The organism is Caulobacter sp. SL161 (assembly GCF_026672375.1).
GTDB lineage: Bacteria > Pseudomonadota > Alphaproteobacteria > Caulobacterales > Caulobacteraceae > Caulobacter.
Window position 1 is genome coordinate 1,674,052 of record NZ_JAPPRA010000001.1, and the last position, 20,657, is coordinate 1,694,708.

A 20,657-nucleotide genomic window follows, 5' to 3' on the forward strand; every position below is an offset into this window, starting at 1 on the left:
TCAAAGGTTTCAAGGGCCTGATTTCCAAAGCTTTTCGGATTAGCGGCGCGGGCGGGTTAAATTCGCCGGCGCTGCTTTCCATTCGCGGGCAATAGTGTAGTCAGGACCCTTCGTTGTTACTGGAGTCGGCGGATACGCATGGCGAAAACAGCTTTGATCACCGGTGTGACCGGTCAGGACGGGGCGTACCTCGCCAAGCTGCTGCTGGAGAAGGGCTACACCGTCCACGGCATGCTGCGTCGCTCGGCCTCGGCCGATGTGATCGGCGACCGCCTGCGCTGGATCGGCGTCTATGACGACATCCAGTTCGAGCTGGGCGACCTCTTGGACGCGGGCGGTCTGGCGCGCCTGATGCGGCGCCTGCAGCCGGACGAGGTCTACAACCTGGCGGCCCAGAGCTTCGTCGGCGCCTCGTGGGACCAACCGCACCTGACGGGCTCGGTGACGGGCCTGGGCACGACCAACATGCTCGAAGCCGTGCGTCTGGAATGCCCGCAGGCGCGCTTCTACCAGGCCTCGTCGTCCGAAATGTACGGTCTGGTGCAGCACCCGATCCAGTCGGAAACGACGCCGTTCTATCCGCGCTCGCCCTACGCCGTGGCCAAGCTCTACGCGCACTGGATGACGGTGAACTATCGCGAGAGCTTTGGCCTGCACGCCTCGGCCGGCATCCTGTTCAACCACGAGAGCCCGCTGCGCGGCATCGAGTTCGTGACCCGCAAGGTCACCGACGCGGTGGCGGCCATCAAGCTTGGCCAGCGCAAGACCGTCGATCTGGGCAATCTCGACGCCAAGCGCGACTGGGGTCACGCCAAGGACTATGTCGAGGCCATGTGGCTGATGCTGCAGCAGGAGACCCCGGACGACTACGTGGTCGCGACCGGCAAGACCTGGACCGTGCGCCAGATGTGCGAAGTGGCCTTCGCCCATGTCGGCCTGAACTACCAGGACCACATCACGGTCAATCCCAAGTTCCTGCGTCCGGCGGAAGTGGACCTGCTGCTGGGTGATCCGGCCAAGGCCAAGGCCAAGCTCGGCTGGGAGCCCAAGACGACCATGCAGCAGATGATCGCCGAAATGGTCGACGCCGACATCGCGCGGCGCTCGCGCAACTGATGAGCGCTTCCCTCGACATCGGGGGCGTCGTCATCATCGGCGGCGGCGGCCACGCCAAGGTGGTCATCGAGAGCCTGCGGGCCTGCGGTGAGACCGTGGCGGCCATTGTCGACGCCGATCCGACGCCGCGCGCGGTGTTGGGCGTTCCGGTGTTGGGCGATGACCTGGCGCTGCCGACGCTGCGCGCGCAGGGGCTGTCCAGACTGTTCGTGGCGATCGGCGACAATCGGCTGCGTCAGAAGCTGGGCCGCAAGGCGCGCGACCACGGCTTTTCGCTGGTCAACGCCATCCATCCTTCGGCCGTGGTGTCGCCCAGCGCGCGTCTGGGCGAGGGGGTCGCGGTGATGGCCGGCGTCGCGATCAACGCCGACAGCTGGATCGACGATCTGGCGATCATCAACACCGGCGCGGTTGTCGACCATGACTGCCGCTTGGGCGCGTCCTGTCATCTGGGGCCCGCCTCGGCCCTGGCCGGCGGCGTGTCCGTGGGAGAGCGGGCTTTTCTCGGTGTGGGCGCCCGGGCCATACCCGGCGTATCGATCGGCGCCGATACGATCGTCGGGGCCGGCGGCGTGGTCGTGCGCGACCTTCCGGACTCGGTCCTTGCGATCGGCGTGCCGGCCAAGATCAAAGGAGACCGTTCGTGAGTGATCTGCCGCGCATTTCCGTCGCCGCGCCGCGCCTGGACGGCAACGAACGCGACTATGTGCTGGAGTGCCTGGACTCCACCTGGATCTCGTCGGCCGGCCGCTTCATCACCGATTTCGAACGCGCCTTCGCCGACTATTGCGGCGTCAAGCACGCGATCACCTGCAACAACGGCACCACCGCGCTGCACCTGGCCCTGGTGGCGATGGGGATCGGCCCCGGCGACGAAGTCATCGTGCCCAGCCTGACCTATATCGCCTCGTGCAACGCCGTGACCTATTGCGGCGGCACGGTCGTGCTGGTCGACAACGATCCGCAGACCTTCAACATCGATCCGGCGCTGATCGAGGCCAAGATCACACCCCGCACCAAGGCGATCATGCCGGTTCACCTGTACGGCCAGGTCGCCGACATGGACCCGATCCTGGAGATCGCCAAGAAGCACGGCCTCATGGTGATCGAGGATGCGGCCGAGGCGGTGGGGGCGACCTACAAGGGCAAGATGTCCGGATCGCTGGGCACGTGCGCGACCTTCAGCTTCTTCGGCAACAAGATCATCACCACCGGCGAGGGCGGGATGATCACCACCAATGATGACGAACTGGCGCGCGTGATGCGCCTGTATCGCAGCCAGGGGATGGACCCGAACCGCCGCTACTGGTTCCCGGTCGTCGGCTTCAACTACCGCATGACCAACATCCAGGCCGCGATCGGTCTTGCCCAGCTGGAGCGGGTCGACGAACATCTGGCCGCGCGCGAAAGGGTCGTGGGCTGGTACGGGCAGAAGCTGGCGCGTCTGGGTAATCGGGTCACCAAGCCTCATGTCGCCCCGACCGGTCGCCACGTGTTCTGGATGTACACCGTGCGTCTTGGCGAGGGCCTTTCCACCACGCGCGATCAGGTGATCAAGGATCTCGAAGCGTTGGGTATTGAGAGCCGTCCGGTGTTCCACCCGATGCACATCATGCCGCCCTATGCGCATCTGGCTGCGGATGATCTGAAGATCGCCGAGGCCTGCGGGGCCGACGGCTTGAACCTGCCGACCCACGCGGGGCTGACTGAAGCCGATATCGACCGTGTCATTGCGGCGCTCGATCAGGTGCTGGTCTAGCCGATGCGCATCGTCCTGCTGTCCTCGATCGTGCCGTTCATCAACGGCGGCGCGCGCTTTATCGTCGAGTGGCTCGAGGAGAAGCTGGTCGAGGCCGGCCATGAGGTCGAGCGGTTCTATCTGCCGTTCGTCGACGATCCGAACGAGATCCTGCACCAGATCGCCGCCTGGCGGCTGATGGACCTGACGCAGTGGTGCGACCGGGTGATCTGCTTCCGCCCGCCGGCCTATGTGGTGGACCACCCAAACAAGGTGCTGTGGTTCATCCACCACATCCGCACCTTCTATGACCTGTGGGACACGCCCTATCGCGGCATGCCTGACGACGCCCATTACCGCGCCGTTCGCGATAATCTCCGTGCGCTGGACACCCAGGCGATTTCAGAAGCCCGCGCCGTGTTCACCAACTCCCAGGTGGTGGCCGACCGGCTCAAGGCCTTCAACGGCCTGGACGCCACGCCGCTGTATCCGCCGATCTATCAGCCCGAACGCTTCACCCACACCGGCTATGGCGACGAGATCGTCGCCATCTCGCGCCTGGAGCCGCACAAGCGCCAGGCCCTGATGATCGAGGCCATGCAGTACGTGAAGACCGGCGTGAAGCTGCGTCTGGCGGGCACGGCCTCCAGCCCCGAATACGGTCGACAGCTGGTCAAGATGACCCACGACCTGGGCGTCGCCGATCGGGTCATTCTCGAGGACCGCTGGATCAGCGAGGACGAGAAGGCCGACATGCTCAAGCAGGCCCTCGCCGTGGCCTATCTGCCCAAGGACGAGGACAGCTACGGCTATCCGTCGCTGGAAGGCGCCCACGCGCGCAAGCCGGTGATCACGACCACGGACTCCGGCGGGGTGCTGGAGCTGGTCGAACATGGCCGCAACGGCCTGATCAGCGAGCCCGATCCCCGCGCCCTGGCCGACCAGTTCGACCGCCTGCACGCCGACAAGTCGGCCGTGGCCAAGATGGGGACCGCCTCGCTGAATCGTCTGGCTGAGATGAAGATCGACTGGAGCACCGTGGTGGAGCGGCTGACCTCATGAGAACGCCCGCATGAAGGTTCTGGTCGTCAACAACGCCGCGCCGTTCCAACGGGGCGGGGCCGAGGAGCTGGCCGATCACCTGGTCCGCCGCCTGAACGCCACGCCCGGCGTCCAGTCCGAGCTGGTGCGCGTGCCCTTCACCTGGGAGCCGGCCGAGCGCCTGATCGAGGAGATGCTGATCTCCAAGGGCATGCGGCTCTACAATGTGGACCGCGTCATCGGCCTGAAGTTCCCAGCCTATCTGATCCCGCATCACCAGAAGGTGCTGTGGCTGCTGCACCAGTTCCGCCAGGCCTACGACCTGTCCGAAGCCGGCCAGAGCCACCTTGATTTCGACGATACGGGCAGGGCGGTGAAGGCGGCGATCCGCGCGGCCGACAACGCCTGTTTCGCCGAGTGCCGCAAGATCTACTGCAACTCGCCGGTCACCCAGAACCGCCTGATGAAGTTCAACGGCGTCGCCAGCCAGGTGCTCTATCCGCCGCTGAACGACGGCGAGCTGTTCACCGGCGGCGAGTATGGCGACTATGTCTTCGCCGGCGGCCGGGTCGCGGCGGGCAAGCGCCAGCACCTGTTGATCGAGGCCCTGGCCCTGCTGCCGGGAAGCCTGCGCCTGGTGATCGCCGGGCCGCCGGAAAATCAGGCCTATGCCGACCGCCTGACCAAGCTGGTCGAGGATCTGGACCTGAAGGACCGGGTCGATCTGCGGTTCGGCTTCCATCCGCGCGAGGACATCGCCCGTTGGGCCAACGGGGCCCTGATCTGCGCCTATCTGCCCTTTGACGAGGATAGTGTAGGTTACGTCACGATGGAGGCCTTCGCGGCGGGCAAGGCCGTGCTGACCGTGACTGACTCCGGCGGCCTGCTGGAGATCGTCAGCGCCGACACCGGTGCGGTCGCCGAGCCCACGCCGCAAGCCCTGGCCGAGGCGCTTGATCGTTTGACCTCGGACAAGGCGCGGGCGATATCGCTGGGCGACGCGGCGCGCAGGCTATGGCGCGACAAGAATGTCACATGGGAAGAGACGGTCCGCCGTCTTCTTGATTAAGCCACAAACATTAGGTTGAAGACCACGTTAAGACGGGGTCGGCTACAGTCTAGGAAATGCGAGTGCTGTCGAAAGTTCTGTCCGTGCGAACGTCTCTGATCGCCTTGGCCATGGCCATGGCGGTCGTCGGTCGCGCTGATCTCGCCCACGCCGAGACCTTGGCCGAGGCGATCACCGCAGCCTATCAGAGCAACCCGAATATTCAGGCCCAACGCGCCGCCATGCGCGCGCTGGACGAGAACTACACCCAGGCCCGTTCGGCCTATGGGCTGCAAGCCAGCGCCTCGGTCGCCGAGGTCTATGGCTGGTCCAGGGGCGTCAACGCCAAGAGCGGCGTCGAGGCCGCCAGCCAGACCTCGACGCTCTCTCTGAGCCAGAGCCTCTACACCAACGGTCGTTTCTCGGCCCGCCTGGCGGGTGTCGAGGCGCAGATCAAGGCCGCGCGCGAGAACCTGCGCCGGATCGAGATGGACCTGCTGGTCCGGGTGACCAACGCCTATATCTCGGTGCGCCGCGACCGCGAGATCCTGCGGATCAGCCAAGGCGGTGAAGCCTGGCTGCAGAAGCAATTGAAGGACACCGAGGACAAGTACAGCGTCCGTCAGGTGACCTTGACCGACGTGCAGCAGGCCAAGGCCCGCCTGGCGTCGGCCAGCACGCAGGTGGCGAACGCCCAGGCGCAGCTGAATGTCAGCGTGGCGTTCTACGCGTCCCTGGTGGGGCGCCAGCCGGAGACGCTGGAGCCTGAACCCGACATTGACGGCCTGCCGACAACCCTCGACGAGGCGTTCAATCAGGCCGAACAAGCCAATCCGACCCTGCTGGCGGCGGGCTACACCGAGAAGGCCTCTCGCGCCGGCGTCGCCGAGGCGCGGGCCCAGCGCCTGTTCTCGGTCGGCGCGCGCGCGGACTATCGCAATGGCTCCAGCACGCCGTACTACGCGCGTGGCGGTCTGCGCGAGGACACCGTCAACGCCTCGATCACCCTGACCCAGCCGCTGTTCACCAGCGGTCAGCTGAACGCCTCGGTGCGGCAGTCGATCGAGGAGAACAACCGCGACAAGCTGCTCATGGAAGATGCTCGTCGCAGCATGGTCCTGAGCGTCTCGCAGTACTGGGACAGCCTGGTGGCCGCGCGGAAGTCGCTGGTCAGCCTCGAAGAGGAAGTGAAGGCCAACACGATCGCCTTCTATGGGGTGCGCGAAGAAGAGCGTTTCGCGCTTCGCAGCACGATCGAAGTGCTGAACGCCCAGGCCGAATTGCAGAACGCTCAGATCAATTTCGTCCGGGGGCGCGCCAACGAATATGTCGGTCGGCTGCAGCTTCTGGCGCAGGTCGGCACGCTTGAGGTCGGCAATCTCGCTCCCGGCGTCCAGCCCTACGATCCTGAGCGTAACTTCAGGAAGGTCCGGTACCGCGGCGCTTTGCCGACGGAGCTGATCATCGGAACCTTCGACAAGATCGCCTTGCCGCTTGAGCCGAAGAAGCCGGCGCCGGGGGACACCTCGCCGATCCGCCCGCCGTCGAGCGAACTGCCGGCCAGGCCTGTTTCGGCCGACAAGGTGACGCCGCCGGCGTCGATGAACGATCTGCCCGCCCTGACCGACGATGCGCCCGTCCAGACCGCGCCGCGCAACTAGCGCCCTTTCCGATCGGATCGCCTCAATCCGATCGGATGAAAAGGGTTCTATTTCAGAAGTTCAGAACGTTCTTCGATCACCGTCTCGCACGGAACGGAGACCGCTCTAGGTCAGGGGCAGCCGCGCGCTCGTCATCGCCACCCAGGCGTCGCGGTTGAACGAGACGTGACCGTTCTGCGCCGTCGCGGCGGCCAGGGTGTTGCGCCAGGCGTCGTCGGAGATCATCCGCGCCAGCTTTTCGGCGGCGTCGCCCACATCGGCGTCGGCCCAGCGCCCGGCGCGATAGATGACGCCATCGCCCTGCACGGGAACCAGCCGATAGTCGACGAACTGGCTGGACGCCGGGTTCATGAACTCCACGTTCGATGACCAGCCTGTCGCCAGGGTGGGCTTGCCGAGCCATATCGCTTCGGCGAGCAGCAGGCCGTAACCCTCTGACCGGTGCAGGGACAGCACGATGTCGCTGCTGGCGGTGAGGGCGGCCATATCCTGCGCCGACAGGTTGTCCGTCAGAAGCCGGATGGACGGATCGTCGGCCACCTCGGCGGCGAGCGCCTGAAAGGTCTCGGGATAGAGGTCCGCGCCGACGACTTTGCAGACGAGGGTTGCGGGACGTGTCGCCCTGACGGTGGCGTCCCGAAAGGCGCGCAGCGCCGCGTCGGGATTCTTGCGCTGGGCGGTCGAACGCAGGTCGAAGGCCATCAGCACGACGACCCTGTCGTCCGGCAGGCCAAAGCGCTGGCGATCGGCCTGCGGGCGCGGATTGAGATAGAGCGGGTAAGGGACCGGCGTAACCTTTACGCCCCGCGGCGCCACGCGACGGATAGCGTCAGCGGCGAAGGCGGAGGGGGTCCAGACCTCGTCGACGAAATCGAAGGCGGGGAGCCATTCGGACGGGACCTCTTCCAGCTCCCAGGCCCAGTAGCCGATGTGCCGGCGGCCCTCCAGGAAACGGCCTTGGGTCTCCCGCGCCCATCGCAGAAGCTCTGGGGGATTGATGTGCGAGATCGTGACCCCGCGGTCGTCGGGATCCGGCGAAGAATAGGCCGGGGCGATCTCGGCGGCGAAGCCGACTGACGCCGACAGGTCCAAGGCGCGGACCGCAAGGCCCATGTCGCCAAACCCGCGCGCCAGCATCCGTGCGCCTTCGCCCAGACCGTGCACCGCGCCATGGAAACCGATGACCGTTACCGGCAGGGTGGGTGACAAACCCCTGGGACCGGCGCGTCTGCGCGCGCGCGCCAAGGCGGTTCTTTCCGCCCTCCGGTGTCGATGCTCCGCCAAGGCCTTGTCCAGCGCCTCCAGAGCGGCGCGCGGGGCGCCGGCGACGACATGCGCCGAGCGCCGGATGGGTGTCGGCAGGCGGCGCCATATCTCAAGCAGGCGTGACGTCATGGGCGATGCGGGCGGGCGAAACACATGCGCGATCGTATAGCCGTTCAGGCTGATCCAACACCAGCAAAGCTGCGCGGGGGCGTGTCAGGCGATCTTGTCATGCGAAAGGTTTGCATGCAGCAATGGCGTGCCACTGGGCTAAGGGGAAGAATACGTGTCGACTGAGTGGAGCGCCGGCTATGTCACGGACGTCAACTATACGTTTGGCTATTACAACGAGCTGAATCCGCTCCGCTGTCGCCTTCCGCTCCTGATGGTCGGCCGCCACGCCCCCAAGATCGAGAACGCCTGCGAGCTCGGGTTTGGCCAAGGCCTGTCGGTCTCGATCCACGCCGCAGCCCAGCCGGGAGTCAACTGGTACGGAACTGACTTCAACCCGTCCCAGGCGGCCTTCGCCACCGAAATGGTCCGCTTGTCGGGCGCCGAAGCCAAGCTCTACGACGAGGCCTTCGCCGAGTTCTGTAACCGCAAGGACCTGCCGGACTTCGACTTCATCGGACTGCACGGCATCTGGACCTGGATCTCCGACGAAAATCGCCACGTCTTGGTGGACTTCATTCGTCGCAAGCTCCGCCCGGGCGGCGTGCTCTACATCTCCTACAACACGCTGCCCGGCTGGTCGGCGTCGGCGCCGATCCGTCACCTGATGAAGCGGCACGCCGATGTCATGGGCGCGCCGGGCCAGGGCATCATCGGCCAGACCGATGCGGCCCTGAACTTCATCGATCAGTTCCTGGCCCTCGATCCGCTGTACGCCAAGGCCAATCCGGGCGCGGTCGAAAGGCTCAAGCAGGTCAAGGGACAGGACCGGAAGTATCTCGCTCACGAGTACATGAACCGCGACTGGCACCCCATGTACTTTGCTGACGTAGAGAACTGGCTCAGCGACGCCAAGGTCGGCTTCGCCAGCTCAGCCCATGTGCTCGACAACCTCTACGACCTCAACATGACGCCGCAGCAGACGGAGTTCATGCGCGGAGTGCCGGACGTCTCGCTACGGGAGACCATTCGCGACTTCTGCATGAATCAGCAGTTCCGGCGCGATTATTGGGTGCGGGGCGTGCGCGCCCTGGTCGGGCACGAGCAGGTGGCGGCTCTGCGCGAAGAGCGCGTGGTGATGACCACCGCCCAGGCGGACCTGCCGACGAAGGTGCGTGGGGTGATCGGTGAGGCGACGCTGAACGACAATGTGTATCAGCCCGTTTTCGAGGTTCTGCTCGACCACAAGCCTCACTCCATTCTCGAGCTTGAAGCGCACCTCGCCAGCAAGGACCTCCACTTTGGTCAGTTGTCGTCGGCGCTGACGATCCTTCTGGGCCTGGGCGTGATAACGTCGGCGGCGTCCGCCCAGGACGTGAACAAGGCCAAGAGCCGAACTCTGGCCCTGAACAAGGCCATCGCCCGTCGATCGCTGTCGGTTGGTGATATCGGTTGCTTTGCCTCGCCGGTCACCGGTGGCGGCGTCACGGCGCCCCGCTTCACCCAGCTCTTCTGGATGAGCCGGCAGAACGGCGGAAAAACGCCCGAGGACTGGGCGGCCTTCGCCTATCAGATCCTTCAGGCGCAGGGCCAATCGATCATCAAGGACGGCAATACGCTGCAGGGGGAGGACAATCTCACCGAGCTTCGCGCTCAGGCCACGCAGTGGGGCGCGCAGGTCTTGCCTGTTTGGACGGCTCTGGGCGTCTGACGACCTGCACCACCGCGCGCTTAGCGATAGCTCGGCGCGCGGTCGTTGGCCTCCGCTCCAGCACCCGTGCGTGGTTCCGGCTTCTCCGGAGAAGGGTTGCAGGGAAAACGCCCGTCGATGAGCGTAATCATGATGTGGAAAAGTGAAAACAGGTTCGACCTGTAGAGCTTTTTCGGATTTTCAATGTCTATAACGCTCGGATCAATTTGCGCTGCAAGAAGAGAAATCCTCTCGCAGAGCTAGATGAATTGAGGACTATGCTTTGCCTTTTGGCGTTGTCCTGTCTTCGAAGTTGATATTTTGACCGCTGCGTCAGGAATCTGAGGCGCGCTCCGCAATAGCGTAAGTTGTGCCCTGAATTCACGACTAAGTGTCGGATTCTTGGAGCAGAAAGGTTGCGAACCGGCGCCGGTTAAGATATGAAGAGCGGGTCTACCCACAAGACTTCCCATTAGCCCCGCCGGAGACCGCGTCACCGGCGGGGCTTATTGTATCTGGGATGCATCGTGGGCTCGCGGCGTGAGAACGCGACCGCTGCAGCGTTGTTTCTTCCGTCCCCTCTCGGGCGCTCCCATCAGATGCGATCCTCGGGCGGCGTGGACGGCGTGCGGCTCAGGTGGGGCCCGTGCACGACCGGCTGTCGCTCCAGGATCTGCCGCACCTTGCGGACCGCCACCGAAGCGCGGCTGCGACGCTGTCGCCACAGCAGCAGCAGCATCGCGCCGAGCGTGGCGGTCAGGAAGGGCAGGGGACCCAGCAGCCAAACCGCCGCCGCCAGAGCGAAGTAGTAGGCCCGGACGCCCGCATTGAACGCCGACAGCGCCGGGTTCAGGATGCCGCCGGCGGCCTCGGCGTATTCGGCGAGCACCGCGTTCGGCGCCCACATCGGCGTGGCCCCGATCGCGGCCAGGCAGTAGTTCATCTGGCGGATCGACCAGATGAAGTCGAGCAGTCCCCGGGCCAGGGCGATCAGCACGAGGCCGAGCTTGATCTGGAACATCAGCGGCGTGGTCTTGGCCAGCACCGCCAGGCCCTCGACGCTCTTCAGGGCGTTGTCGCCCCCGAACAGCACGCCGGCGGCGGCTGCGATCAGGATCAGGTTCGAGGAGGCGAAAAAGCTCGCCGAATTGATCGCGTGGCCCAGCAACTGACCGTCCAGCAGCGCGATCTCGCGCACCGCCATTTCCTGCATCCACCGGCGACGGATCACCGTCATGTCGGTGTTGAGCACACCGCCGCTCTCGCCGATGCGCTTGAGCATCGGTTCGTACATCAGCCAGCAGCAGGCGAAGACGATCAGGACCAGGATGTCGAGTAACGGCATGGCGAAAGTCTAGACCCGCGGGGAGAGTCGGAAAACCAGCTTAGTCTTCATGGATGAGACTATGCCGGCTGGTGTCCTTCAGAATGATCGAGCAGACCAGCCCGACGGTCATGACCGCAGCAACGTACAGATAGAAGGTGCTTTCCAGGTTCTCGTGCTTGAAGGCCAGCGCGACCATCTCGGCCGTGCCGCCGAACAGCACATTGGCCAGGGCGTAGGGCAGGGCCACGCCCAGGGCGCGGATCTCGGCCGGGAACATCTCGGCCTTCACCACGGCGCTGATCGAGGTGTAGCAGGACTGGAAGGCGACGCCCGCCAGGATCAGGGCCAGGGCCACGCCGACCGAGTTCGTCTGGCTGATGGCGCTCATGATCGGCCAGATGGTCAGGGCCCCGCCGCCGAAGGCGACGATCAGCATCGGCTTGCGGCCGAAGCGGTCCGACAGCCACCCCGCCAGCGGCTGCATCAGCATGAAGGCGATCAGGCTGAGCGCGCTGATCTCCGAGGCCTGCGCCTTGCTGAAGCCCGCCGTATTGACCAGGAACTTCTGCATGTAGGTGGTGTAGACATAGAAGGTCAGCGACCCGCCGGCGGTCAGGCCCATGATCAGCAGGCTCTCGCGCGGATGGCGCCGGATCAGCGGGACGATCAGCGAGACGAAGAACAGCACCAAGAAGGCCGCGCCCAGATACTGGCCGGCCTTGGCCAGCGGGCCGCCCGCCAGACCCAGGGCGGCCGAGACGATGGTCAGCAGCAGGAAGACGGCCGCGCTGGCGACCTGGGTGCGGGACAGGGTCTCGCTCTGCGCGGGCCGCTTGAACGAGATGCTCTCCTCCAGGCCGCGCCGGATCCAGAACACCACGACGGCCAGCAGGGCGCCGATGATGAACGGCACGCGCCAGGCCCATTCTTTCAAGGCCTCTTCGCCCAGGGTGCGCTGCAGGATGATCAGGACGCCCAGCGCCAGCAGCTGGCCGGCGATCAGGGTCACATAGTGAAAGCTGGACCAGAAGCCCCGGCGGGCCTTGCCGGCCATCTCGCTCATATAGGTGGCGCTGGCGCCGTACTCGCCGCCGACCGACAGGCCCTGCAGCACGCGGGCGAACAGCAGGATCGCCGGCGCCCACAGGCCGATGGTGTTGAAGTCGGGCGTGATGGCGATGATGAAGGCGCCGGCGCACATCAGCGACACCGACACCGACAGCGCCGCGCGACGGCCCGCATGATCGGCGTACAGCCCCATCAGCCAGGCGCCGATCGGGCGGGCGACAAAGCCCAGGAAGAAGACCGCCGCCGCCTGCAGCAGCTGGACGGTCTGGTCGCCCTTGGGGAAGAAGGCGGGCGCGAAATAGAGGGTGAAGGCGGCGTAGGCGAACCAGTCGTACCACTCGACGAGATTCCCGGCCGAGCCGCCCAGGATCGCCCGGGCCCTGGCCATCGGCGTGAGGCGCGCGGCCTCGGCTGTCGCCGTCATGAAATCTCCCCCTCAGCTCGAGGGGGAGATTAGGCGAACCCAGCGTCAGGGCAAGGTGGGGCAGGCGCAAGAGCGTGACGCCGAAGGTGGGAACCGGTTTCGGCGCAAGTCACGCTCTAGGACGGCGCGTCTTCGGCCTTGCGGATCTTGATGGCCCATAGGGTCCCGATCACCGCGCCCTTGACGCGGGGCAGGGTCAAGAGCGTCAGGGTCGTCAGCGGGATCAGGGTCACCGGGATCACGAGCCACGGCGAAGCCTCCCAGATCCAGGGGAAGAACAGCATCGGCGCGATGATGATGTGGCCGACGAGGAAGATCGTGAAATAGGCCGGACCGTCATCGGCGGGATAGAGACCCAGCTCGTGGCCGCAGGCCTCGCAGACAGGCGACACCTTCAGATAGCGACGATACAGCCGACCATCGCCGCAGTTCGGGCAACGGTGGCTGAGACCGCGCTTGAGGCCTGTCAAAACAGACGGGGAGGGCTGGGGTTCGGACATGGCGTCCATATGCGCTCGCCGCGACGGCTAGAAAAGGGCGACCAGCCGTCGCATGAGGCGGTAGAGGCCTTAGTGCTTGGCGTCGCGCGCGGCGCCGCTGACAGCCTTGCCGGCGGCCGACACATCGCGGCCCACGCCCTCGATCGTGTTGCACGCCGAAACCAGCAGCGCCGAGGCGGCCACGGCGAGGACGACGAACTTACGCATGCGGGAACTCCACTCAATCTACAGGGGGTGTTGAATCTTAGCCGTGCGCCGCGCCGAGCTTCAAGGGCTTGGCGCGGCGGCGGACTTTAGCGAAGCCGGCGGACGGAGCTGAAGCGGTCGTTCTGCCGATTGGGCAGCACCCCGACATCGTAGTCGTAGCGCCAGCACCGACCCTGGAAGTAGGCGTGCTCGCAGAACTCCCACACGCCGCGCGAAATCCGCATCGACGACACCCGGTCGTTGAAGCCGATCCGGGCCAGATCGGGCATGTCGCCGCGGATCGGGCGGGCGTCGCCATAGAAGTCGCGGTGCTCGAACAGCACGATCCCGCCGCCGCCCCAGCGATCGCGCCGATCATCGCGGCGATCGTCACGGCGGTCGTAGCGATCGTCACGCTGCTCGTAGCGATGGTCGCGGCGATCCCAGTCGCGGTCCTGGGCCAGGGCTTGGGTGGCCAGCAGCGTCAGCGCGCCGCCGGCGATGAGGAAGGTGGTCTTGCGCATCGAAGGCCCCCCCTAGCGAACGCGACGGATCGAGCTGATGGCGTCGTTCCACTCGCGGGGCAGAACGAACTGATCGGCGTCGAGGCGACTGCAGCGGCCCTGGTAGTTGGCGTGCTCGCAGATCTCCCACTGACCGCGGACGATGCGGATCGACGAGGCCCGGTCATTGAAGCGGGCGATGTCGAGATCGGGCGTGTCGCCCATCACCTCGTAGACGCGCCCCTGATAGCCGGTGTCCTCGAACATCAGGATGTCGCCCCGATAGCCGCCACCGCCGCCACCGTAGGGCGGACGACCGCCGCCCTGGCCCGGCCCGACGAAGCCGGCGCATTGCAGGCGGCCGTCACGGTTCTCCAGACCCTGGGCGCCGCATTCGCGGACGCGGGCGCTGCTCCATTCCCAGCCGCCGCGATCGGTCTGGCAACGCGCCCAGACCTGGCCGTTGAAGGCGGTGATCTCGCGGCACGAGCGGGTGTAGGAGCCGCGTGGCGGATCGTCATAGCGGCCGTTCCAGTAGGGGGCTTGGGCCATGGCCGAACCGGCCATACCCAAGGCGGACAGGGCCAGAACGGACAGGGCGGCGAGCGCGAAGGTCTTACGCATGATGTTCCCCCAACTGAGGCTTGATCGTTGAAGCGAGATAACCGCTCGCCAACTGAACGGCGGCTGAACGGCTCAGCTCAATCGTTCATCGTTCCCCGGGGCGATAGTCGACCTTGATGTGACCTTGCAACTGGTCCTCGGTGAAGCGCACCGGCTTGGTCTTCATCGCCACGAACAGGGGCGTCTGATCGGCGTAGTGCGGCGAGGCCGCGTCCAGCGTCGCCGAGCCGAACTGGTGAATGCTCTCCGACTGCAGGGCGCCCGCCTTGTCCCAGGTCACGAACATCACGAACGTGTCGCCGCCGTCAGCGGTGGTGGTCCCGTCCTTCTGGGGTTTGCCCCAGACCGAGCGGAAGGTGTCGGCGGCGCCGTCGATGGGCAGGTCGACCTTGCCGCGCCGGATCCGATTGACCTCGCCCCATTCGGGGTCCAGGCGGCCGAAGTGGGTCTTCAGGGTCTTGATGGCCGCGCGCAGGCTGTCGATCGGGGCGGGGGCCGGGTCGCCGTTCGTGTTGGCGAACAGGATCGGCTGGCTCATCAGGGCGGCCAGGGCCGCGCCGCGATTGGCGCGATCGGCCGTCTTGTCCCAGGCGCGCAAGATGCGCTGGGCCTGCGCCAGGTCCGTATCGCCCTTGGGGTCGACCGCCAGCACCTCGCGCACCATCGCCATGACGCTGGAGCGGTCGCTGAAGGCGACGTCGAACTTGTGGGCCCGGAAGCGCTCGTCGGTCAGCGCGCGGTCGGTCCCGTAGGTTTCCAGGGCCCGCCAGGCGCGGTTGGTCATGTTGGTCTGCAGGCCCATGGACGCGGGGAAATCCGCCGGCTTGAGGTTATCGGCCGCCTCGCTGGCCTCGAAGGGCGTGTTGTTGGAATTGAACACCAGGCCCGACTTGGGATTCCACAGCTGCGGGCTCTTCTCGACCGGCAGATAGCCCTGCCAGATCAGGTCGGAGCGATCGCCGGGCAGCACGCCGCTCCAGTCGGCCGGGGCCTTGCGGTCCGGATATTGGCCGTTGTGGACGAAGCCGATGTTCCCGGCCCCGTCGGCATAGACATAGTTCAGGCTGGGAATGGCGTGGGTGGCGATCGCGGCGCGCCATTCTTCCATGGTCCGGGCCCGGTTCAGGCGCCAGTACTGCAAGGGCTGACGCCACTCGCCCATACCGGCGTAGCGGATGGCGAAGACGCCGTGATCGGTCTCCAGCACCGGCCCGTGCGCCGAGCGCAGCACGGCCTTGCGCACCGGCAGGACGATGGGGCCGAGCAGCTTCACGCGCAGGGTGACATGGCGCTTGTCGAAGTCCTTCCACTGGCCGTCCAGCCGGTACTGGTTCTTGTTCGCCGGGTTGATGGTCAGGCGATAGACGTCGACGAGGTCGGGCTTTGAGACGGTGTTGGCCCAGCCCAGCGTGGCGTTGTGGCCGTGCAGCATGAACGGCGAGCCGGGGAAGAAGCCGCCGGCCACGTGCCAGCCCTGGCCGCTCTGGACCACGGCCTCGTACCAAGCGACCGGACCGGTATAGGGCTGGTGCGAGTTCACCAGCAGCCGCGTGGCGCCGTCGACGCTGCGCGAGGGGGCGGTGGCCAGGCCGTTCGAGCCCTTGGGCGGTGGTCCCTTCGTGGCCGGCGCGGTGATCCGGCGAAGCTCGCCGTCCAGGCCGTAGAAGAAAGGCTGCTTGAAGATGAAGCCCGCCGCCACATCCTTGCCGGTCACGGGCAGCAGGCCGGGCTTGGCCTTCTCCGGATGCCTGGCGACGTAGAGGCTGACCCCGTCGGCATAGGCCTCCATGATCGCGCGCAGCTCGGCGGGCAGCTCGGCGTAATGCTTGTCTACGGTGGGCCAGACCTCCAGCAGCGAGACCACATAGTCGGTCGGCGCGGCGCCGGCGCCCTTGTCGCGGGCCAGGACGCCGCGCGTCGCCAGCACCACGTCCTGCAGGGTGTCGAAGTCGTCCTCGCTCTGTGCGTAGCCGAGGCCGAAGGCCGCGTCGGCGTCGGTGCGTCCCAGGATGTGGGGCACGCCCCATTCGTCGCGGCGGATGCGGACGTCATAGGCCTTGGCCTTGTCGAGCAGGGCTTGCCGGCTGGGGGCCTGGGGCAGGCTGGCCCGGTCGATGGCGATCAGGGCCAGGGCCGCGATCAAGACAAGCGCCAAAAGCCCGCCGATCCCGCGCAGGATCCACTTCATACCCGTCTCCCCCCGTCCCCTGTTCGTTGGTGGCGATCATGGGGGGAGGGCCGGGCGGTGGAAAGGGCCGGGTTCGACGAAACCTTGCCGAAACTTCATGATAACGACGTTCTTCGAAGCGCTGCGGACTGCTACGAAGGGTCAAGCATCAAGGGAGGCGCGCGATGGCTCGCAAGTTCATGGTTCCGGCCTTGGCCGTTCTGGCGTTCGCTGTCGGCGCGCCGGTGATGGCGCAGGTTCCCGCCAATATCGCCAAGGCGGTCGCCGATCCCTCGCGTCCCGCCGCCGAGACCGCGCGTGACGCCGCCCGGCGTCCCGGCGAGATCCTGGCCATGGCGGAGCTGAAGCCCGGCGACACTGTCGTCGATTTCGTCATGGGCGGCGGCTACTTCACCCGCATCATCTCGGGCGCTGTCGGGTCCCAGGGCGTCGTCTATGCCTACCAGCCCGCCGAGTTCATCCGCTTTGCGGCCCGGTATGGCGAGAGCTTGAAGGCCGTGACCGCCGCCCTGGTCAACAGCAAGCCTCTGGATGGCCCGATCACCGCCCTGGACCTGCCCGACAATGTCGACGCCGTGATCACCGTCCAGAACTATCACGACATGCACTTGAAGCCGTTTCCGACGGACACGGCCGCCAAGGCCAATGCCGAGATCTTCAAGTCTCTGAAGCCGGGCGGGGTCTTTCTGGTCATCGACCATTCCGCCGTCGCCGGTTCGGGGATCAGCGCCGCCGACACCCTGCACCGGATCGACATCGCGGCGGTCAAGCAGGAGGTCGAGGCGGCCGGCTTCAAGCTCGAGGCTGAGAGCCCGCTGCTGGCGGATGCGTCCGACGCGCGCACCGTCAACGTCTTCGATCCCGCCATTCGCGGCAAGACCGATCAGTTCATCCTGAAGTTCCGCAAGCCGAAGTAGCGGCTCTGGAGGCGGGGATCCCCTATCGCGTCATCCAGGGCTTGGACTTGCCGGTCGGCGCGGCGGCGCTGGAGCGCTCGACCTTGCCGCTGGAGGCTTTCGGGCCATGTCCATGGCGGCCCTGGGCGGCCTTTTTCAGGCGCAGGGCGCGCTGCATCGGCGTTTCGCCTTCGGGGGCGGTGTCGGTCTTGTCAGTCATCCCTGCGATGTAGGCCTGCAAGGGCGCCTTGAGAAGGCCGCGCTTGCAGGTCAGTCTGGAAACATGTCGCTTCGTCGCCGGGTTCCCGTCACCGTCCTCCTCGCCGCCTTGAGCGCGGGCAGCGCCTCCGCCCAGGCCCAGAAGCCGCCGGCCGAGGCGCCGAACGCGGTGTCGCCGGTGCTGATCCTGCCGCCGACCTCGCCGCCCCGGCTGGTCTCCTCCTATCCCGCCCAGGACCAGGTGGTGGCCCCCGGCGTGCTGATCCTGAAGGTCGCCTTCGACCAGCAGATGTCGCCGACCGCCTGGAACTACGCCACCGTCGCCGGCGCCGAGCCTCTGGATTGCGTGAAGACGCCGCGCCGGCTGGCCGACCAGAAGACCTTCGTCCTGCTGTGCCGCGTCCAGGCGGGCCGGACCTACGGCGTCACGCTCAACGCCGAGCGGGCAGGGGGCTTTTCCAACCTCGGCGACAACCCCGCCCAGACCGCCGTCCTGACCTTCAAGGTCGGCGCCGAGGCCCCCGTGACCACCCTGCGCCGCGCCATGACGGCGGCGGGCCTCAAGGACGACGAGACCCCCGTGCAGGATGCCCCGCCCATGACCATGGCCACTGGCGCCGCCCGCTGAGCTTCGCCGCTGGCGCCGCGCGCCCGGCTAACGCATCATCGTCCCATGACGGCGGAATCGGGCGGACGCGATTGGACGGGGGCGGACCTGGCGGTGGTGGTGGGCGACTACATCGCCCAGCTGGAGAAGACGCTCGCCGGCAAGCCCGTCGACCGCGCCACCCATGACCGCACCGTGCGCTTCGTCACCGGCAAGGCCGACGGCCCCATCAGCTGGAAGCAGGGCGAGATCTCGGCGGTGCTGTCGCTGATCGGCGTGCCGATCCTCAAGGACCAGCCGCCGCGCTGGGCCTATGACGACGCCCTGCTCGACGCGGTCGAGGAGCAGCTGGCCGCCAAGCCCGCCCTGCTGGCCGCCGCCGTGCGCCCCGCCGCCCTGTTCACGGCCCCCAGCGCCGTCGCCCTGATCGAGGCCGCTCCGCCGAGGCCCATGCCGATGACCGAGCGCCTGATCCAGGCCATCCAGCGGTTCGACATGGGAAGCCGCGAGGCCGACGACCGCTTCCTCAAGGGCCTGGGGATCGCCAGCGTCGTCGCCCACGAGGCCCGCCGCCTGTCGGATCGCGGTCGCCCGGACCTGGCCGGCCGCATCCGCCCCGCGCGCGGCGGCGACCCCGAGGGCTGCGACGTCATCAGCTTTGGCCTCGACGAGATCCCGCGCCTGATCGTGGTCAAGACCACCCTGGCCGGCGAGGTCGCCCCCTTCGGCCTGACCCAGGCCGAGTACGAGCTCTCCGAGGCCCAGCCCCACGCCTTCCGCATCCGCCGCGTCTACGACCTCCTGGGCGAGGCGCGGTTCTATCGGCTCAAGCCGCCGTTCGGGTGAGGGGGCGGCTCAGCGCGTCGGAAATTTCTGGAGGAGCTCGGCGGCAGCTTGAGCCCGCGCAGAGAAGATATTGACCGACTGGGCCCGCATCTCGTCGGCGGCCTTCAGAACCTCCAGGTAGCGAGCTTCTCCTGTCGCCGCGAGTTGAGAGAGTGCGGCGGCGGATGCGGCGTCTGCGAGCGTTCCGACATTGCGCATGCTGTCGACCGCGTCCTGCACCGCCAGGGCGCTCGCCAAGGCGACCATCTGGTAGGCCTTGCCCGCACTGTCCGTCTGAACGGTGCTCGGCGTCATGGTTGCTTCAGCGGCTTGGTTTAGCGCGTCGATGAGCTCGCGGGCGATGCCGTCTTGGGCGAATGCGGTCATGATGGCTGCTCCGTGGAAGCCTTCGCGGGGACTGCAGGGGCAGCCGCAAGGGGCGGCGTATGAGGGCTGGGAACGCCCGCGCGCGCCAGCAGGTTGGCGCATGCGGCGCTGATCAAGGCTTGGCTGACGATACGGTCGGCCTGTTGTCGCGCCACCGCGTTCTGCATCGCCAGGCTAAGGGCCTGAGATGTCATTGCGTCCAGAAACGCGGCGCTCTCGGGCTTCGCTAACCCCAAGGCCAACAGGTCTGCGGTCGTCGCCGTGGACAGGATCTGGTTGTTCATGGGTCCACTTGCTTCGTTTGTCCCGCTGGCCTTGGTCCCATCGTCGCTACTCGGGCCTGTAGGCCTGACGTCGTCGCGGCCCTCCGGCGCCTGCGCGGCGTCTTCGGAGGGCGGTACGAAATCCGTCGTCGCCGCGTTGGCCTGAGCGACCGCGGCCTGGGCTTGCAGCGCTGACTCAAGATGGGCAGGCTGCGCCGCGGGGGAAATCTCCGCTTCAGCGGCAGCATTTGCAGGCGTGACCGGGGGCGCAGTCGGCTCGATCGCGGGCGACGGGCCCGTATCAACGCTAGAAGGCGCGGTGGAGGCGCTGGGCTTGGCCGGGCGCTTAGCCATGCTTCTCGGCTCCATTCAGGGTTCTGGCCGCGCCGCTGACCGAGGCATAGATCAGTGCGACGCCTTGCGTGGTGACCGCTTGCGCGATGATTTGCATCTGTTGGTGCGCGAAGGTGGCGTTGTGCGCCGCGAGCGCCAAGGCGTGCGATGTCGCCTGGAAGAGGTTGCCGGCCGCGACTGCGGGGGCTGACCCCAGGGTCATCGTATTGCTTTGAGAGACGGAGTCGGTGATCTGGTCATTAACTGCGGTCGGGAAAGCCATGTCAGACCTCAGGAGAGTATGCTTTTGGTCGCCATCCCGCTCGACGCGGTTGTAAGCGAGTAGAGCGTTGCGACGCCTTGTGTCGTCGCGGCTTGAGCCGTCACATAGTTCTGTTGCTGGCTATTGGTGGCGTTGTGTGCGGCATTCGCCAGCGCCTGAGCTGTCGCTTGAAACAAGGTCCCCATCGCAACCGCCGGGGCGTCCGCCAGGACATTGACATTGACCTGGGAGACCGCGTCGGTGATCTGGTCGTTGACTGAGGTCGGAAAAGCCATGGTGTTTCTCCTTCTCTTCCTGGATGCGCGCGTACGCGCGGAACCGCGCAACCGAGATTCCGGTTTGATTTAAGCGATTGA

The 20,657-nt window shown here is 66.4% G+C and carries 23 protein-coding genes; 10 read left to right on the forward strand and 13 right to left on the reverse strand.

What is annotated here, in order from left to right:
- Positions 1 to 138 precede the first annotated feature (138 nt).
- From gmd to OVA11_RS08125, 6 genes are read left to right on the forward strand one after another with little or no spacing between them, the layout of a single operon-like run.
- Positions 139 to 1,116 (forward strand): GDP-mannose 4,6-dehydratase, encoded by a 978-nt coding sequence (gene gmd / locus OVA11_RS08100; protein WP_268066954.1) that lies wholly within the window; start codon positions 139 to 141, stop codon positions 1,114 to 1,116.
- Positions 1,116 to 1,763, forward strand: coding sequence for an acetyltransferase (locus OVA11_RS08105; RefSeq protein WP_268066955.1), 648 nt, complete (start codon positions 1,116 to 1,118; stop codon positions 1,761 to 1,763). The genes gmd and OVA11_RS08105 overlap by 1 nt, the downstream gene beginning before the upstream one ends.
- Entirely contained in the window at positions 1,760 to 2,875 is a 1,116-nt protein-coding gene (locus OVA11_RS08110) for a DegT/DnrJ/EryC1/StrS family aminotransferase (protein ID WP_268066956.1), read from the forward strand. The genes OVA11_RS08105 and OVA11_RS08110 overlap by 4 nt, the downstream gene beginning before the upstream one ends.
- A gap of 3 nt (positions 2,876 to 2,878) precedes the next feature.
- Positions 2,879 to 3,916, forward strand: coding sequence for a glycosyltransferase family 4 protein (locus OVA11_RS08115; RefSeq protein ID WP_268066957.1), 1,038 nt, complete (start codon positions 2,879 to 2,881; stop codon positions 3,914 to 3,916).
- Between the two features lie 10 nt (positions 3,917 to 3,926).
- A complete protein-coding gene (locus OVA11_RS08120) occupies positions 3,927 to 4,964 on the forward strand; it encodes a glycosyltransferase family 4 protein (protein WP_268066958.1) in 1,038 nt (345 codons plus the stop codon).
- A 56-nt stretch (positions 4,965 to 5,020) separates the two neighbouring features.
- The gene (locus OVA11_RS08125; protein WP_268066959.1) at positions 5,021 to 6,604 is read left to right on the forward strand and encodes a TolC family outer membrane protein; all 1,584 of its coding nucleotides are present in this window, start codon (positions 5,021 to 5,023) and stop codon (positions 6,602 to 6,604) included.
- Between the two features lie 105 nt (positions 6,605 to 6,709).
- Here OVA11_RS08125 and OVA11_RS08130 read toward each other — a convergent pair whose 3' ends face one another.
- Positions 6,710 to 7,999 carry a glycosyltransferase gene (locus tag OVA11_RS08130; RefSeq protein WP_268066960.1) on the reverse strand — a complete coding sequence of 430 codons (1,290 nt, stop codon included), beginning with the start codon at positions 7,997 to 7,999 and terminating at the stop codon, positions 6,710 to 6,712.
- 154 nt (positions 8,000 to 8,153) lie between these two features.
- Here OVA11_RS08130 and OVA11_RS08135 point away from each other — a divergent pair, with 154 nt between their 5' ends.
- Positions 8,154 to 9,689 carry a class I SAM-dependent methyltransferase gene (locus OVA11_RS08135; protein WP_268066961.1) on the forward strand — a complete coding sequence of 512 codons (1,536 nt, stop codon included), beginning with the start codon at positions 8,154 to 8,156 and terminating at the stop codon, positions 9,687 to 9,689.
- A gap of 574 nt (positions 9,690 to 10,263) precedes the next feature.
- On the opposite strand, the gene OVA11_RS08140 is transcribed toward OVA11_RS08135, so the two are convergent.
- The 7 genes from OVA11_RS08140 to OVA11_RS08170 all read right to left on the reverse strand — a co-directional run bounded on the left by OVA11_RS08140 (position 10,264) and on the right by OVA11_RS08170 (position 16,488).
- Positions 10,264 to 11,013: a DUF599 domain-containing protein gene (locus OVA11_RS08140; RefSeq protein WP_268066962.1), complete on the reverse strand. Its 750-nt coding sequence runs from the start codon at positions 11,011 to 11,013 to the stop codon at positions 10,264 to 10,266.
- Between the two features lie 40 nt (positions 11,014 to 11,053).
- Positions 11,054 to 12,487 carry an MFS transporter gene (locus OVA11_RS08145; RefSeq protein ID WP_268066963.1) on the reverse strand — a complete coding sequence of 478 codons (1,434 nt, stop codon included), beginning with the start codon at positions 12,485 to 12,487 and terminating at the stop codon, positions 11,054 to 11,056.
- Positions 12,488 to 12,603: 116 nt separating this feature from the next.
- Positions 12,604 to 12,996, reverse strand: coding sequence for a DUF983 domain-containing protein (locus tag OVA11_RS08150; RefSeq protein ID WP_268066964.1), 393 nt, complete (start codon positions 12,994 to 12,996; stop codon positions 12,604 to 12,606).
- A gap of 60 nt (positions 12,997 to 13,056) precedes the next feature.
- The gene (locus tag OVA11_RS08155; RefSeq protein WP_012640119.1) at positions 13,057 to 13,194 is read right to left on the reverse strand and encodes an entericidin A/B family lipoprotein; all 138 of its coding nucleotides are present in this window, start codon (positions 13,192 to 13,194) and stop codon (positions 13,057 to 13,059) included.
- 86 nt (positions 13,195 to 13,280) lie between these two features.
- Positions 13,281 to 13,697, reverse strand: a complete 417-nt coding sequence (locus OVA11_RS08160) for a beta/gamma crystallin family protein (protein WP_268066965.1) — start codon at positions 13,695 to 13,697, stop codon at positions 13,281 to 13,283.
- A gap of 12 nt (positions 13,698 to 13,709) precedes the next feature.
- A complete protein-coding gene (locus OVA11_RS08165; RefSeq protein ID WP_268066966.1) occupies positions 13,710 to 14,300 on the reverse strand; it encodes a beta/gamma crystallin-related protein in 591 nt (196 codons plus the stop codon).
- A gap of 85 nt (positions 14,301 to 14,385) precedes the next feature.
- Positions 14,386 to 16,488, reverse strand: a complete 2,103-nt coding sequence (locus OVA11_RS08170) for an acylase (RefSeq protein ID WP_268066967.1) — start codon at positions 16,486 to 16,488, stop codon at positions 14,386 to 14,388.
- Between the two features lie 164 nt (positions 16,489 to 16,652).
- Here OVA11_RS08170 and OVA11_RS08175 point away from each other — a divergent pair, with 164 nt between their 5' ends.
- Entirely contained in the window at positions 16,653 to 17,405 is a 753-nt protein-coding gene (locus OVA11_RS08175) for a class I SAM-dependent methyltransferase (protein WP_268066968.1), read from the forward strand.
- Positions 17,406 to 17,427: 22 nt separating this feature from the next.
- Here the strand turns inward: OVA11_RS08175 and OVA11_RS08180 are convergent, their stop codons facing one another.
- On the reverse strand, positions 17,428 to 17,604 hold the full coding sequence (locus OVA11_RS08180) for a hypothetical protein (RefSeq protein WP_012640123.1): 177 nt from the start codon (positions 17,602 to 17,604) through the stop codon (positions 17,428 to 17,430).
- Positions 17,605 to 17,667: 63 nt separating this feature from the next.
- On the opposite strand from OVA11_RS08180, the gene OVA11_RS08185 reads away from it, so the two are divergent.
- Together OVA11_RS08185 and OVA11_RS08190 are read left to right on the forward strand one after the other, a co-directional pair.
- Entirely contained in the window at positions 17,668 to 18,231 is a 564-nt protein-coding gene (locus tag OVA11_RS08185; protein WP_268066969.1) for a hypothetical protein, read from the forward strand.
- Between the two features lie 45 nt (positions 18,232 to 18,276).
- Positions 18,277 to 19,056 (forward strand): protein NO VEIN domain-containing protein, encoded by a 780-nt coding sequence (locus OVA11_RS08190; RefSeq protein WP_268066970.1) that lies wholly within the window; start codon positions 18,277 to 18,279, stop codon positions 19,054 to 19,056.
- Between the two features lie 9 nt (positions 19,057 to 19,065).
- Here the strand turns inward: OVA11_RS08190 and OVA11_RS08195 are convergent, their stop codons facing one another.
- The 4 genes from OVA11_RS08195 to OVA11_RS08210 all read right to left on the reverse strand — a co-directional run bounded on the left by OVA11_RS08195 (position 19,066) and on the right by OVA11_RS08210 (position 20,576).
- Positions 19,066 to 19,422 carry a hypothetical protein gene (locus OVA11_RS08195; RefSeq protein WP_268066971.1) on the reverse strand — a complete coding sequence of 119 codons (357 nt, stop codon included), beginning with the start codon at positions 19,420 to 19,422 and terminating at the stop codon, positions 19,066 to 19,068.
- The gene (locus OVA11_RS08200; RefSeq protein ID WP_268066972.1) at positions 19,419 to 19,706 is read right to left on the reverse strand and encodes a RebB family R body protein; all 288 of its coding nucleotides are present in this window, start codon (positions 19,704 to 19,706) and stop codon (positions 19,419 to 19,421) included. The genes OVA11_RS08195 and OVA11_RS08200 overlap by 4 nt, the downstream gene beginning before the upstream one ends.
- 325 nt (positions 19,707 to 20,031) lie before the next feature.
- Positions 20,032 to 20,301, reverse strand: coding sequence for a RebB family R body protein (locus tag OVA11_RS08205; RefSeq protein ID WP_268066973.1), 270 nt, complete (start codon positions 20,299 to 20,301; stop codon positions 20,032 to 20,034).
- 8 nt (positions 20,302 to 20,309) lie between these two features.
- The gene (locus OVA11_RS08210) at positions 20,310 to 20,576 is read right to left on the reverse strand and encodes a RebB family R body protein (RefSeq protein WP_268066974.1); all 267 of its coding nucleotides are present in this window, start codon (positions 20,574 to 20,576) and stop codon (positions 20,310 to 20,312) included.
- Between the last annotated feature and the right edge of the window lie 81 nt (positions 20,577 to 20,657).